This window comes from Brevibacterium sp. Lmc1, from assembly GCF_057654315.1.
This window is the reverse complement of the sequence record NZ_CM172803.1, coordinates 671,143-686,202: the sequence shown is the minus strand read 5'-3', so window position 1 is coordinate 686,202 and position 15,060 is coordinate 671,143. Positions and strand designations below refer to the sequence as shown.

Sequence of the window (15,060 nt, the reverse complement as noted above, 5' to 3'; positions counted from 1 at the left end):
AGATGATCGAGCGGACCATTCCCAAGGAGGGTCATCACCATTTCGAGTCGGTGGCGGCTTTCCACGGACCCCTGCCGGGCGCATCGACGACGTACACGATCATGCTCGATGATGTCCCCATCGATCTGCGTTTTGACGATCGCGGGTTCGATACCACCGTCGTCTTCTTCCATGCGGCGATCACGAAGGCGGTGCGTCGATATCCGGTGTTCTCCGGGTCCACGTTCTCCGAGGACATCGCGGCGAATCGACTCTTCATCAGCGACCCTTCGCTCTACGTCGATTCCCGGATCAAACTCGGCTGGTACGCCGGCAGCAGTCGGCAGCCGAAGCTGCAGGACGCGTTAACGGAGATCATCTCCAGGTTCGACGATCCGGATCACCGACTCGTGTTCTTCGGCGCCTCGGGAGGCGGATTCGCTTCCCTCTATTACGCCACACACTTCCCCGGGTCGATCGCGGTCCCGGTGAATCCGCAGACGACGATCCGCAACTACGTGCCGGTCATCGTCAACCGTTACCTCACCTGTGCCTGGGACGGACTGCCCGTCGACGAGCTGCCTGTGTGCACGGATGTCATCGAGCTCTACCGTCGTCCCGTGGCCAACTCGGTGATCTACGTGCAGAACTCCGGCGACAGCGGTCATATGGATCAGCACTACTCACCGTTCATGAACGCACTGCCAGTCGATCATAGTGTCGAGCCATACATCATCGATGCAGGGGAAGGTCACGTGCCGCCGAAACGCCAAGTGCTGGCCCGGATACTCGGAGACGCCGTGCGCGCCTGATTCTAACAGGCCGTGTTTCGACCAGGTGTAGATGGATACGTCCAGAGCACGCTCTCTAGTCGATGCTCCGACCCAGAAAAGCGAGTCAATGGCGGCCATAGAGCATTCGCTATCAAAGCCATCACCTTCGGAACTAACCGTCTCCGAAAGTTGGAAGTACTCTCGCGACTTTGGGATCATTTCGCCGAGGCTAACCGCTTTGGCTTGGGTGATATCGAAGCCTGAAAGCGCCACATCGGATGCGGCTATCTTTTCGGTAGGATCCAATGGAGGACAGTAGGTCAGTCACAAGATCAATTACGAGTTGCTCGACACTGCCTATGAAGCTTGACGGTTCGACTCGTCTTGTCAATATGTGCCGAACTGGTTTCTCAAACTCAAGTCCGCTTTAGGCTGGACGGCGGGAACACCGCTGCTGGAGGAAGCGTTTATCACCAGAATGTATAGGGATGACACGTGCGGTGGAAACGCTGCTTCTCAGATCAGCACGTCGCTTTGCGCTTTTCAAACGCAGATCTAGTCGGCGGCAGGCTCATCATCTTCATCTGCGCAACCCTGGCATGACAACTTTCAGAATCCCTGAACGCTAGCACCGGTGCACGGACATTGCCCTGAGACCCAATTTGGTGTGGAGCAAAGATCTGTTCCGACGATTCCACTTCTCCAACCGCAAGCTTGACGAATACACGGATCTGCAACGCCGATTCATCTTCGGTGGAGCGAGAATCTACTCAGCAGACCGGTTCATTTCCGTCCAAGTTCGTGACTCCCACAGACACAAATGGAGTGTCGACGACCTGCTGTTGGCCAACAGCAATGTCCACAGCATTGGATTCAGCGGTGGACACTACTGTTTTTAACCGAAAGTTCAGCTGTCGACGAGAAGCTCGTTTAGGATATCCACGCTGCGACCGGCTGAGTGGCCGTCCCCGTATGGGTTCACGGCATTGGCCATGTCCCTGTATGCCTTCTTGTCGTCGAGCAACCGTGAGACTTCAGAGATGATCGTCTCGGTTGCAGTACCGATCAACTTCACCGTACCAGCGTCCACGGCCTCGGGGCGTTCAGTGTTCTCCCTGAGCACCAGGACCGGCTTGCCTAGGCTGGGAGCTTCTTCCTGAATTCCTCCGGAGTCAGTGAGCACTATGTCCGAGGCGTTGATGAGGTGCGAGAACTCGCCGTACTCGACGGGCTCAATAGAGATTACATTGCCGAGATCCTCGATCTGGGGCGCGATCGAAGCGCGAACCTTCGGATTCTTGTGCGCGGGCCATACAATTAGCAGATCTGGATAGTGAGTAGCCAGGTGTCGCATTGCTTTGCCGATGTTCACCATATTGTCGCCGAGGTTCTCGCGGCGGTGCGTGGTCACCAACAACACACGGCGGTCGTCAGATTCGAGAGCTTTGAGCTCAGGAAGACTGAACTCAACTGGGCGTTCGACAGCCCACTGCAGGGCATCGATGACAGTGTTTCCGATCACGTAGATATTCTCGTCAGGAACTCCGTCGGCGAGCAGATTGCCGCGCGACACCATTGTCGGTGCTAGATGCACCCGGGCAATCTGCGAGACGATCTTCCGATTGGCCTCTTCCGGGAAGGGAGAGTTGATGTCACCGCTGCGAAGCCCAGCTTCGAGATGGACCACCGGAATCTCGCGATTGAAGGCTGCGATCGCTGCTCCCATCACCGTCGTGGTATCGCCTTGGACGACAACGGCATCTGGTTCGTGGTTTTCGAGCACTTCATCGATCTTGGAAATAACGTTTCCAGCGATGGTATTCAGAGTCTGCCCGTGGGCCATAAGGTTGAGGTCCACATCGGGTACGATCTCGAATACCTCATTGACTTGGTCGAGCATCTCACGATGCTGAGCGGTGACAACGACGATCGGTTCAAGATTCGGATCTGCTTCAAGAGCCTTGATCACCGGGGCCACCTTGATTGCCTCTGGCCTGGTTCCATATACAACCATGACCTTCGGTGGGGTACCTGACTTGCCAGCGCTCAATGCAGCTCCTTCGTGACTTGAAGTCCTATTCCTGACGAACAAAAGCGGGCCGACCGTTGACTAAAGGCCAGACCCGCCTAGGTGCGCGAACAATCCTTCACATTTTACAGAATTCAATCACATCTCAGCCGTGGGCTTATCCTTAAGAGGATGCATACACGGAAAGTTTACCGAACCTTGACCCGCCAAGTGGGACACATCACCAATTTCGGCTTGAGCAGACAGTTGTTTCGTGGCCGCGACATTATCCAATAACATTTCATTTGTTGTGTGTCACGCAGAGCACTGGCCGCTGACAGCGGATGCCCACCGCTGCTGACGGCCGACGCTAGAACTCAGAGAGAAGAACTATGACCCCCACTCCCGAGAGCAATCGACCTTCGGTTGCCGTTATCGGACTCGGATATATCGGACTCCCCACTGCGGCCGTGTTGGCCAGTTCTGGAGCGAACGTCGTCGGTGTCGACATCAACCAGAAGGCTGTCGAACTCATCAACCAGGGCCAAGTCCCGTTCGTCGAGCCCGATATGTCAACAACAGTCGCCGGCGTCGTCTCCCAGGGCTATTTGCGCGCGACAACCGAGACTCCGCATGCTGACAACTACATCGTCGCCGTGCCCACCCCATTCAAAGACGGCCACAAGCCTGACCTTTCTTACATCGAAACGGCCGGCAAGCAGATCGCACCGTTGCTTGAGGGCAATGAACTAGTCATTCTCGAATCGACTTCACCTCCCGGAGCAACCGAGTTCCTGGCCGAGACGATTTTGTCACAGCGCCCGGACCTCACTCTTGAGGAAAACACGGCGAAGACGATCTACTTCGCTCACTGCCCTGAGCGGGTCCTGCCCGGCCGCATCATGATCGAACTGCGCACGAACGACCGGATCGTCGGCACCCTCAACGGCGACTCCGGCGAGCGCGCTCGCGACCTCTACCAGCTGTTCTGCGAGGGCGAGTTCCTGATGACGGATGCTCGAACTGCCGAGCTGTCCAAACTGACCGAGAACGCTTACCGCGACGTGAACATCGCTTTTGCCAATGAACTTTCGATGATCGCCGATGGACTCGACATCAATGTATGGGAGCTCATTGAGCTGGCCAATCACCACCCTCGCGTCAACATTCTGCAACCTGGACCTGGTGTCGGCGGCCACTGCATCGCCGTGGACCCGTGGTTCATCGTTGCCACTGCTCCGGAACAGTCCTCGCTCATCAAGACCGCTCGTGATGTCAACGACTCGAAGCCCGGATTCGTCCTGGACAAACTCATTCCCCAGGCGAAGCGCATCAACGAAGTGAAGGTCGCGACACTCGGTTTGGCGTTCAAGCCGAACATCGATGACCTACGCGAGAGCCCAGCTCGTCAGATCGTCAACCGTCTTGCTGATGAGCTCCCTGAAGCGACGATTCTCGCGGTCGAGCCGAACATCGAAGAGCTTCCGGCAGAGCTGGAATCTCGTGAGAACGTGACTCTGACCGAAACCGAGACCGCGATTGAGCAGGCCGACATCGTTCTCCTGCTCGTCGACCACAATGAGTTCATCAATCTGGATTCTTCTCTGCTCACGCAGAAGATCGTCCACGACACTCGAGGTGTATGGGGCTGAGGCTGAACCCACCTCCTTGTCGACTGCGCCGCTGAGAATTCTCAGCGGCGCAGTTGCGTTGTGGACGGCTTCGTAGGGCCGTTACTTACGTCGGCGGCGTAGGGTGGACTCAATGTCTCCACCGCAGTTTGAGGCCGCCTTTTTCAGCTGGTGGAGATCTCGTCTATCGCCCACCGAAGTGCTGAGGAGAAGAATTGACCGCTGAACCGATCTGGCTTCCCGATCCAGACCAGATTCCACGTCCGCAGATCGCCGACTTCATCGACTTCGCGAATCAGCGCACCGGTCAAACCATGGACGGCTTTGACAATCTGTGGAACTGGTCGGTCAGCGACCTCGACGGGTTCTGGGGTGCGATCTGGGACTTCTTCGACGTCATCGCCGATGAGCCCTACACCGAGGTCCTCGCTGATCGGTCCATGCCCGGCGCCACCTGGTTCCCCGGTACCCGACTCAACTACGCCGAACACGCCTTGCGTGCCGGCCTCGACGACAAACTCGCCGACGAACCAGCCATCATCACCATCAAAGAATCTGGCGAACGCCTTGAGACCACCTGGCGCGACCTGCGCCGCCAAGTTGGATCCGTCGCCGCCTGGCTGCGCTCCCAAGGAGTCGGAGAAGGCGACCGCGTCGTCGGCTACCTTCCGAACACCCACCACACACTCATCGCATTCCTCGCCTCCGCCTCGGTCGGGGCCATCTGGTCCGCCTGCGCCCAGGACTACGCCGCCGAAGGTGCCGCAACAAAACTCGGCCAACTCGAACCGAAAGTTCTTTTCGCTGCCGACGGCTACCTGTGGAACGGACAGGCCTTCGACCGCCGAGACCAGGTCGCGGATTTGGCCAACCGGATGCCGAGCCTGCGGGCCGTGGTCGGGGTGGGCAACCTCGGCGAGGAATTCATCGATGAACACGGTCAGATCATGAACCTCACAGCCTGGGACGATACCGCCTCGGGGGATGCCAAACTTGAGTTCGCGCGCGTCGATTTCGATACCCCGCTGTGGGTGCTGTACTCCTCGGGCACGACGGGGATTCCCAAGGGGATCGTGCACAGCCACGGCGGGGTCGTCATCGATCACCTGCGCCTGCTGGGTCTCCACCTCGACATCCGACCGGGTGACCGGTTCTTCTGGTACACGAATACGAACTGGATGATGTGGAACCTCGTCGCCTCGGCGCTGGTGGGCAGTGCGACCACGGTGTGCTTCGACGGCAGTCCCCTCTATCCGGGGCCGGGTCGGCTGTGGGAGATCGCCGCGGACACGAAGGCCAATGTGCTCGGGGTGAGTCCCGGGATCTTCCTGGCCGGGATGAAGGCGGGGATCGAACCCGGCAAGGAGTTCGACCTCTCCGCGCTGCGGACGATCGGTGCCACCGGCGCCCCGGTGCCCGCCCACTGCTTCCCGTGGGTCCGCGATGCCGTGGGCGAGCGCGTGCAGCTGGCTTCGACGAGCGGCGGCACGGACGTCGTCAGCGGCTTCGCCGGATCCGCGCCGAACTGTCCGATCTGGGCCGGGGAGCTCTCACGGCCGGTGCTCGGTGTGGCGTTGGAGTCCTGGGACGATAACGGTCAGCCGTTGATCGACGAAGTCGGCGAGATGGTCATCACCGCACCGATGCCGTCGATGCCGGTGAAGTTCTGGAACGATCCGGAAGGTGCGCGCTACCGCGACACGTACTTTTCGATGTTCCCCGGAGTCTGGCGCCACGGCGACTGGATCACCATCACCGACCACGGTAGCGTCATCATCTCCGGCCGCTCGGACGCCACCCTCAACCGACAGGGAGTGCGCCTGGGCAGCGCCGACATCTACGACGTCGTCGACGGCATCCCCGAGGTGGCCGAGTCCCTGGTCATCGGTGCCGAGCAGCCCGACGGCGGGTACTGGATGCCGTTGTTCGTCGTGTTGGCTGACGGGGTTTCGCTTGATTTTGTTTTGAAGTCGCGGATTGCTGGTGAGCTGCGGTCCAAGGCGTCGCCGCGGCACGTGCCCGACGACATCATCGCGGTCCCGGCGATCCCGCACACCAAGACTGGAAAGAAGCTCGAGGTCCCGGTGAAGCGACTCATCCAGGGGCACGATCTGGCCAAGGTCGCGAATCCGGATGCTGTGGATTCGTTCGAGGCGCTGGAGTACTTTGCGCGGTTTGCGGGTGGGACGGGCGACTGACCCTGCACTCGAAATCGAGCTGAACGCACCCGACCCCGTACTCCACTGTTCGTGGATGTATGAGGTCGGGCCGCCTCGGCGAGGGTTTTGGTTCTTCAGCTGTTCCAGCGTTCCTGTTCTCTCGCATGAGTGCTCAAGTACGCGCCAGGGCTGAACTTCTCGTCGTAGAAGTCGGTGTCAAGATGCTGTGCCTGGAGATAGTTCATGATCCACACCGAGGGAACGGTGCCCGGAAACTTGCCGAATGTCTCGTCGACGTATTCGGCCTGCACCGTGAGGAGTTCCATGAACTCGTCGTCGAAGGGCGCCGCCGCGCTTCGGACCGTCTCGGAGTCCTTCCACGGACCCGGGGTGGCGGGATTGAACGGCCCTCCCGGACCGAACTTCCGTTCGGCAAGAGCTTCCACGACTTTTCGCATCGACCCGAAGTGCGGCCTGGTTAAGGTCTCGAAGACTCCGTCGCGACCGGTCGGATTGGGCATGGCCCACCGCTCATCGTTGTCGTACCGGAAGCCCAAGCCAGGCACTTCGGGGTTGTCGGACGCACCGAGGACAGACAGCCGGTCGATGCCGTCGAAGCTCCAACCGCCCAGGCCGATCGCGCCGAGCGCCAGATGCCCCACATAACTGGAGGTCATGAGTTCGGCACTGGCCTCGGCCAATGAGTACTGTTCGACGAAGCTCAACGGCTGCGGATCGTCGAAGTGGACCAGTCGATGGCGGTACTTCTCGAGCCCGGGAATTTCACGGTCGTTGACGTCGTCGTAGATGATGTAGCCGTTCTGCGAGAAGAAGGCGATGTTGAGAAGCGTCTGTTGGGCGAGGTCGGCCACGGGGATCACGAGCAGCGAACCCGGCCAGTTGCCGATCCACGTGTTGTGTCCCTCGAAGTACGGCTGTTCGCGCGGCAGGTGGAGGCGTTCGTCACTGATCCGCACGGCGCGCGCGAGAACCGCGTTGAGTGCATCCTCCACTGCGTCGCCTGACTCAAAGGTGTTGAAATCGAGCTGCTGGTCGAGGACATCGTCCCGAGTCGGCAGGAAGTACGTGCCCGAATCGTCGGTGAAGAAGAACTGAGTCGTGTGGAAGCCCGCGGCCGACGGGAAAGTGCGTCCGATCGCTGATCCGCTGTAGTTCGGGAACTGCGGTGCATACCCGGGATGTCTGCTGATGCCGAAGTGCCATCCGGTCTGTCCGGTGACCGTGGCGAGCACCAGAGCACGCTGCAGGTCGGTCAGTGGACGGGATTCTTTCCGGCTCTTGAACGCCAGAACCCCGTCGGGGATCTCTCCGCCCACTGGGAACCGACGTGAGCGGCGTCCGAGCACCGCGTCGAAGAAGGGGAACTCTGACAGCTCCTGCAGGGCTTTGCGTTCCTGATCGGTCAGTTCTATCGCGGTGAGTCCGTTGTCGAATGTGGTCATCATCGTCCTCCGTGTCAGGGGCCTCTTTCTCGAACCGTATCGGACTCCTCTCAGCCAGGCCATGCACGTTGACACACAACGAACCCGACCCCGTACTCCACTGTCGTGGATGTACGGGGTCGGGCCGCCTCGGCGAGGGTTTCAGTCCTTCACGTCGGCTGGGTCGACGAGGTCACTCTCCGTCGATGTGTTCGGCTGCGGTCTCCTTGGTGTTCTCGACGTTGGTGACGACTTCCTCCGACTTCAGGCGGGTCTTGATGCCGACGTAGAAGACGATGGCGGTGAAGATGGTGCAGACCAGCTCGCCCCATCCGAACGTGAGCACGCCCATGGCGCCCTCACCGTAATTGCTCAGCAGGCTGAGCACGGCCAGTCCGCCGAGCCACAAGATCATCCACCAACCGGATTTGAACTGCAGCGGCGGGATCTTGCTGCGGTCGCTGAACGCATAGTGCAGGCCGAGGACCACGTAGCCGAGCGCCATCGCCAGGAACAGCTTCCAGTTCGTGTCCCACCCTGTCCAGAACACGATGAGGTTCGCAGCGAGGAATCCGAGGAACGGCAGGGCATCTCCACCAGGCAGGCGGAATGGACGCTCCTGATCGGGCAGCTGACGGCGCAGGGCGGCCACCGTGATCGGACCGGAGCCGAAGGAGATGACGGTTCCGGAGGTGATGAACCCGACCATCTTCGCCCACGACGGGAATGGGAAGAACAGGAAGCAGGCGACGATGAACGTGATGAGCAGACCGAACCACGGGATGCCCTTCTTGTTCAGCTTCGTCATGGCACTCGGCGCATTGCCCACGCGGGCCTGCGAATACGACAGACGCGGGGTGAGCGCGGTGAAGATCAGACCGGTGTCGGCCGGGGAGACGACGGCGTCGATGTAGAGGATGATCGCCAGCCACATGGCGCCGAGCATGATCGCGATCTCCGCCCACGGCCCCGCCGAGTTCGAGAACGACAGTCCGCCCCAGCCGTCCTTGAGCAGCTCGGTGGGGATGGCGCCGATGAAAGCGACCTGCAGGATGATGTAGATGATGCCGGTGAGCACGATCGAACCGATGACGGCGAAGGGGACGTTCCTCTGCGGGTTCTTCGTCTCACCCGCGAACTCCACTCCCTGTCGGAATCCGAGGTAGGAGAACACGATGCCCGCCGCGGGCAGGGCCGCGAAGATCGGTGCGATGCCGTTGGGGGCGAAACCGCCGAACTCGGGCATGTGGAAGTGACCGGGGTTGAACGCCAGCAGCGCCAGTCCGATGAACACGAGGACGATGACGATCAGCTTCCACCACACGAGCACGTTGTTGAACTGGGCGAAGAACTTCACGCCGAACATGTTGATGACGCAGAAGACCGCGACCATCGCGATGCTCACGAAGATGCCCGGAACCGTGAGGACGAGCACGCCTTCCTTCGACTCCATCAGCCACGGCATGTAGCTCGAGGCGTACTGGACGGCGGCGAGCACCTCGATGCCGACGGTTCCCGCCGCCGACAGCCACGTGATCCACCCGCTGGTGTAGCTGGCGAACGAACCGAAGGCATAGTGCGGGTAGCGCACGACACCGCCGGCGACGGGGAACATGACACCAAGTTCGGAATAGTTGAGTGCCACGAAGATGATGAGGACCGCGCCCAGGGCCCACGACAGGATCGCGGCCGGTCCGGCCATGCTCGCGGCATCGAAGGCACCGAAAAGCCAACCGGAGCCGATGATCGACCCGACTCCGGTGAAGAGCAGGCCGGTCTTGCCGATATCGCGTTTGAGTCCTTTGTCATGGACGACTGTCACGCTGGTATGCGAGCCCGATGACAGGGAATTGCGTGAGGGCACCAGGGCCTCCCTAGGTAGTGACGGCTGAGTTTCCGCCGCCAGCTTTCTCCTGTCGAAACGTGATGTCAATTACATAGCCGAGTTATACGGCCAGGTCACAGACGCATTTGACACCGAACACGCCTTTTAGGTGTTCGGGGTCGAATGGTGGAACATTGAGGGTCACTATGTGAGGTTTGCGATTGTGGGCCCGCGTTCGCGTCAGGGGTGAGTCGGGTAGTTCTGGTGGGTTGGGCTGACACCAACCTTGCCGGGCCGCTTCGCCGGAGAAGGGCCGCCACTTCAGGAACTCTCCAGGGCAGCGACGTCACTCAACGACGAATCGGGTTATCGAAGCTGTCTCGCATCGATAACCCGACTGGCTGTTGAACGACGGGCAGCGCGAACCAGTACCGGCGTTCCGCCCTGGTCCCCCGCAGGTGCGCGGCTCGCAGTTCCTGGCGGCGACCACGGCAATAGAACGAGTTGGCGAACTGATTCTGAGGGTGCCTCTGGTGTCGGCTGACACTCGGCCTCTCCTCACCCACAATTTCAAGCGGTCACATCTGATTGGCAGCAATAGCAGGCGCCCCTCTACACCTGACTCATTCGGACAAGCTCGTGAAGCAGCACTAGGATCGCTCTGTTCGTTTCAATTCCGACCCCGTCAACACTTCGCGCCGCTTGTCCTAGTGCCCCATCAAGAGCACCGCCCCGAAGACACGCATCGATGAGACCAGTACCCATGTCCGGGTCGATGAGTGCAGTGTGAGTGCCTGTTGCGGCAGCAATCGCAGCGCTCACACCGTAGGCACCCCAGTTCGAAATTCCTGCGCTGACTGCGATATCGGCACAGACGGAAGTGATTCGGCCCGAAGCGCACCCATCTTGGCAGACTGCACCGTCGGGGAAGATCGCCTGCACCTCTTCACGCATCGCGCCGAAGCCGACTTCATTACCACCATCGCCGATCGCGATAACTGGGACACCCATTGCGCGGCCCGCGTCCGCTAGGACGTCAAGTCCAGCCACCGACCCCGCTGGGCGGCAATTGCCCCTCACCCCGTGATAGCGCCCCTCCTTGTTCGCACCATCACGCTCGATGAAGACGATGACCGCCGGGTTGGTGTCAGCAATCAGCCGTTCGGCTGCCCATACGGATTCTTCCCGCCCTACCCGGGGGAAGAGGCGAAGGCTGTTTTCATTGATTCCAGCGGTTGCCAAGCCTCCTGACACTGCGCGTGCGTGTGCCTGCTCAGTGACCACGATCGGGTGTGCGTCGACCGCTTCACGCACAGCCTGCATCAGTGCGACCGCTCCAGGCGGACCGTCGGTCTCTCCTTCTGGCAGTATCGGTGCGGTTCCTGCGCCCGTCACGATGAGCACCGGTTGTGATCGCGCGTGCTTAAGTAGGATCTCGGCGGCCGAGATACTCAACGGCGCTCCCTGCCACTGACGACAGACCTGATAGAGCGGCGCTACAAGGCCGGGTGGGACCGAATCCCGGCTAGGGCGGAATTCAATGGTGACCAGTCGATCGATTCCCTCTCCAAGCCGCGTCCAACTGCCTGATTCGCGCATAGCACCGAGTGAAGATAAAGGCATAAGGACCATTGTGCTGGCGCCGACCTTAAACGAAAAGAGCACCATAGCTTCCCAGTAAGGTAAGTATGACTTACATCAACTTCCAACATTAGGGTGTTCAGGCAATGCTCAATCTCTGGCGCATGAAACTGCTTTTGGATGTCTCGAACCTCGGTACGATGTCGGCCGTCGCCCAAGCCGCCCACCTCACCAGGCCCGCGGTCTCACAGCACTTGACTCAGCTGGAGCGCGAAGTCGGCTTCACACTCTTCGAACGTGTCCCGCGCGGTGTCCGCCTCACTGAAGCAGGCGAGCGCCTCGCCAACAGCGCTCGAGAACTGCTGGCACACGTCGAGACAATCGAAGCGGACCTGGCCAGCCTCCGTGACCGACCAACGGGCCCCGTCAGGATCGCAGCTTTCGGATCATTCGCCATGAGTGTAGCCCCGCAACTCATCGCCCTTCTCCAGAAGAACTACCCTGATCTCGAACCTTTTTTCACGGAGCTGGAGCCGACAGAGGCCAAGCGCGGAATTCTCTCGAACTCTGTCGACGTCGCCGTCATTGACGACCTCGTTGATGCCCAAAGCTCTGCGGGCTCCCTCGACTACTTTCCTTTGGCTGTTGACGAATTCTGTCTAGCTGTAGCTGCTGATCACCGTCTCGCACAGGCCCCCAAGAACGGTCCCGCGCCCGTGGAGCTCGCAGAATTAGCCGAAGAGAACTGGGTCATAAACGAATCCTCCGGCGCCTATTACGACTACATCGTCAATGCCTGTCGGCAGGCGGGATTCAATCCCCGCGTGGTTTGCAGTTGCCAAAGCTCGGCCGCAGCCCTTCGCTTCGTCCAGAGCGGATGGGCAATCTCACTCGTACCGGGCCTCACCGCCTCCTCGCCAACAGAAGACATCGTCTATCGCAGAATCAATCCAACACTGAACCGGAAGATCACAGCGGCAGTTGCCAAGGGAAGTTCCAAACGGCCTGGTATCGCAGCAAGTCTCCACGCACTGCATGAGGTGACTCCTGGAGAAGTCGAATCAGACTGACGTAAGCGAATATTACGTGTTATGTAACTTTTAAGCGTCTTATGTTTCGTATTGTGACGCCGGTAACTTGGTCAGGAAACTGCACGAGAGGCACGGCCCGCTCAACCGCCAGCCGCGCCCATGAAAGTCCTGAAAGAGATCAAGTGTCGAACAAAAGAATCGCCGTAATCGGCGCCGGAAACATGGGCGGCCGTATGGCCACGCGCTTCATCACAGCAGGCCACGATGTCACTGTCTTCGACCTCAACGAGCAGACTGTGGAAAAGCTCGTCAACCAGGGAGCCAGCAGCGCCACTTCGGTATCAGAAGCCAGCCGACAAGCCGACATCATCCTGACCAGCCTGCCTCACCCAATGATCTTCTCCGAAGTGGTATCTGAGATCGTCACATCAGCAGCACCCGGCACGGTCGTCGTCGACGCCAGCACCGTAGACCCGACCACGACGGTGAGCGCCGCTAAAACTCTCGAAGCTGCGGGCATCGACTTCCTCGACATTCCCGTCAGTGGGGGCCCCGCCGGGGCAGAGGCCGGAACACTGGTCATCATGGCCGGCGGCGACTCCGGTGTTCTCGAAGCAGTCCGCCCAGTTCTCGAAGTGATATCGTCACGCATCGTTCATTGCGGGGACACAGGCAAAGGGCAGATGACCAAACTCGCCCACAACCTTCTCACCGCAATCAATACCGCAGCACTGGGAGAGGTACTCACCGCTGCAGTATCTTCCGGCGCCGACCTCGATGTTCTGCGCGAAGTCTTCAGCGCGGGGCTAGCCGGGTCAAAGATGCTCGACTATCTTCCCGTGACGCTCCTATCCCAAGAACGCCCCGCGAACTTCGCACTGGACCTCATGAACAAGGACCTCGGTCTCGCCCTTGAGGAATTCGGCGCAAAACCGATGTACCTCGGCCAGATCACCCGCCAAATCTACAACTCTGCAGCTCGAAGCGGCTACGGCTCCGCCGACTCGACCGGCGTTGCCCAGGTCTACGAAAACCTCAACGGCGTTCACCTCTCCCTCTGACGCCCACAGTCCAGACGGCACCGCTTCAGCCGTCTCTATGAACGGAAACACGAAAAATGAACACATCAACCGCCGACATCGTCCTCCCGAACAAAGCGCTCACCGGCCTCCTCGTAAACGGAGAGTGGATCGCCCCCTCGTCCGGCAAGACGATCTCAATCACCAATCCCTCCCGCCGTCAGCCCATTGTCGAAATCGGCTCGTCGGGAGCCGAAGACGTCGACCTGGCCGTCACCGCCGCGGCACAGGCGTTCCCAGCATGGAGAAAGCAGGCTGCCCGAAGTCGCGGCGCCGCGCTGACTGCCTTCGCTGAACGCGTCTCTGGCCATGCGGAAGATCTCGCCAGACTATTGGCGGCCGAGACCGGAAACGCGCTGCGCACACAGAGCCGCGGTGAGATCAACGGTGCTGTCGAGGTGCTGCGTTACTACGGGGCGACCGCCTCAGAACAAAAAGGAGAAACTCTTCCCCTCGGCCCCGATATGTTCAGCTATTCGACCCGCGAACCCTTGGGCGTGGTCGGAGCGATCATTCCTTGGAACTCACCTGTCGTCCTTGCCGCCGTCAAAATCGGCATGGCTCTGGCAACAGGCAACACCCTAGTCCTCAAGCCCGCCGAAGACGCTCCCCTAGCTGTCATCCGCATGATCGAGATCGCCCAAGATCAGCTTCCCGCTGGAGTCCTCAACGTGACCACCGGGCCCGGATCGGTCGCAGGCTCCGCCCTGGCCGACCACCCGCGGGTAGCCAAGGTCTCGTTCACTGGCAGCAGCGAAGTCGGTCGCTCGATCAGCCACGCCGTCGCCGATCGTATCGGCCATGCCACTCTGGAGCTCGGCGGTAAGAGCCCATCCATCGTCTTCCCCGACGCGGCTCGGAACGAAAACGAACTCGATGGGCTCGTAGCAAACCTCGTCGGTGCTCTGAGGTTCGCCCGGCAAGGACAATCATGCACCGCCGGCTCCCGCCTATTCCTCCACAAGTCGTTGTGGGAACAGGTGATGCCCCGACTTATCACTGCTGTGAACGAGCTAGTCATCGGCGACGCCCTCGACGAGGCATCAGACGTTGGCGCAGTCATCAACGAGGAACGCTACGAAGAGATCCGCTCATTCCTCACAGAGGCGAAAGACCTCGGCGCTACCTTCGCAGCGGGAGACGTTCCTGCTCCTGTCGACGACGTTGATTCTCTGGCACCGAAACCTGTTGTCATCACCGACGTGGACAACACCTGGCGAATCTCCAGGGAAGAGATCTTCGGACCCGTCCTCGTCGTCATGCCCTGGTCCGAAGAGGACGAGGTCATCACCGCGGCCAACGATACCGATTACGGCCTAGCCGCCTACGTCTTCACCCACGATTCGAAAACCGCGTTGCGAGTCACGGCGGCCCTAGAAGCAGGCTGGATCCAGGTGAACCAGGCCGGCGGCCAGGTGCCCGGTATGTCCTACGGCGGAGTCAAACAAAGCGGTATCGGAAGCGAATACTCGATCGAAGGAGCGCTGGAGTCCTACACCACTCGTAAGGGCATCACCTTCCGGGTCTCATAATCGTCCCGCCCGGCGGATTC

General features: G+C 60.1%; 10 protein-coding genes. 6 read left to right on the top strand and 4 right to left on the bottom strand.

Annotated elements, in window-relative coordinates; all coding sequences use genetic code 11:
- Positions 1-2 precede the first annotated feature (2 nt).
- Positions 3-791, top strand: a complete 789-nt coding sequence (locus AC239G_RS02970; RefSeq protein WP_376905560.1) for a hypothetical protein — start codon at positions 3-5, stop codon at positions 789-791.
- 868 nt (positions 792-1,659) lie between these two features.
- Here AC239G_RS02970 and wecB read toward each other — a convergent pair.
- A complete protein-coding gene (gene wecB, locus AC239G_RS02965; protein WP_376905605.1) occupies positions 1,660-2,766 on the bottom strand; it encodes a non-hydrolyzing UDP-N-acetylglucosamine 2-epimerase in 1,107 nt (368 codons plus the stop codon).
- A 386-nt stretch (positions 2,767-3,152) separates the two neighbouring features.
- Here wecB and wecC point away from each other — a divergent pair, with 386 nt between their 5' ends.
- Positions 3,153-4,412: a UDP-N-acetyl-D-mannosamine dehydrogenase gene (wecC, locus tag AC239G_RS02960; protein ID WP_376905561.1), complete on the top strand. Its 1,260-nt coding sequence runs from the start codon at positions 3,153-3,155 to the stop codon at positions 4,410-4,412.
- A 194-nt stretch (positions 4,413-4,606) separates the two neighbouring features.
- The gene (locus tag AC239G_RS02955; RefSeq protein ID WP_487489763.1) at positions 4,607-6,589 is read left to right on the top strand and encodes an acetoacetate--CoA ligase; all 1,983 of its coding nucleotides are present in this window, start codon (positions 4,607-4,609) and stop codon (positions 6,587-6,589) included.
- A 95-nt stretch (positions 6,590-6,684) separates the two neighbouring features.
- On the opposite strand, the gene AC239G_RS02950 is transcribed toward AC239G_RS02955, so the two are convergent.
- The 3 genes from AC239G_RS02950 to AC239G_RS02940 form a co-directional block, all read right to left on the bottom strand.
- The gene (locus AC239G_RS02950) at positions 6,685-8,016 is read right to left on the bottom strand and encodes a hypothetical protein (protein WP_487489762.1); all 1,332 of its coding nucleotides are present in this window, start codon (positions 8,014-8,016) and stop codon (positions 6,685-6,687) included.
- Between the two features lie 169 nt (positions 8,017-8,185).
- Positions 8,186-9,814, bottom strand: coding sequence for an APC family permease (locus AC239G_RS02945; RefSeq protein WP_487489761.1), 1,629 nt, complete (start codon positions 9,812-9,814; stop codon positions 8,186-8,188).
- Positions 9,815-10,429: 615 nt separating this feature from the next.
- The gene (locus tag AC239G_RS02940; protein ID WP_487489760.1) at positions 10,430-11,272 is read right to left on the bottom strand and encodes a glutamate cyclase domain-containing protein; all 843 of its coding nucleotides are present in this window, start codon (positions 11,270-11,272) and stop codon (positions 10,430-10,432) included.
- A 272-nt stretch (positions 11,273-11,544) separates the two neighbouring features.
- Here AC239G_RS02940 and AC239G_RS02935 point away from each other — a divergent pair, with 272 nt between their 5' ends.
- Genes AC239G_RS02935 through AC239G_RS02925 form a run of 3 tightly spaced genes read left to right on the top strand, consistent with a single transcriptional unit; the run spans position 11,545 to position 15,040 of the window.
- Positions 11,545-12,468: a LysR family transcriptional regulator gene (locus tag AC239G_RS02935; RefSeq protein ID WP_487489759.1), complete on the top strand. Its 924-nt coding sequence runs from the start codon at positions 11,545-11,547 to the stop codon at positions 12,466-12,468.
- 53 nt (positions 12,469-12,521) lie between these two features.
- Positions 12,522-13,490, top strand: coding sequence for an NAD(P)-dependent oxidoreductase (locus tag AC239G_RS02930; RefSeq protein WP_487489758.1), 969 nt, complete (start codon positions 12,522-12,524; stop codon positions 13,488-13,490).
- A 56-nt stretch (positions 13,491-13,546) separates the two neighbouring features.
- Complete coding sequence (locus AC239G_RS02925; RefSeq protein WP_487489757.1) at positions 13,547-15,040, top strand: aldehyde dehydrogenase family protein; 1,494 nt, start codon at positions 13,547-13,549, stop codon at positions 15,038-15,040.
- Positions 15,041-15,060 lie beyond the last annotated feature (20 nt).

Excerpts from the sequence above, each read along its gene's own strand:
- AC239G_RS02925 (WP_487489757.1), top strand. The coding sequence starts at position 13,547 with ATGAACACATCAACCGCCGACATCGTCCTCCCGAACAAAGCGCTCACC.
- AC239G_RS02935 (WP_487489759.1), top strand. The coding sequence starts at position 11,545 with ATGCTCAATCTCTGGCGCATGAAACTGCTTTTGGATGTCTCGAACCTC.
- wecB (WP_376905605.1), bottom strand. The coding sequence starts at position 2,766 with ATGGTTGTATATGGAACCAGGCCAGAGGCAATCAAGGTGGCCCCGGTG.
- AC239G_RS02950 (WP_487489762.1), bottom strand. The coding sequence starts at position 8,016 with ATGATGACCACATTCGACAACGGACTCACCGCGATAGAACTGACCGAT.
- wecC (WP_376905561.1), top strand. The coding sequence starts at position 3,153 with ATGACCCCCACTCCCGAGAGCAATCGACCTTCGGTTGCCGTTATCGGA.
- AC239G_RS02970 (WP_376905560.1), top strand. The coding sequence starts at position 3 with ATGATCGAGCGGACCATTCCCAAGGAGGGTCATCACCATTTCGAGTCG.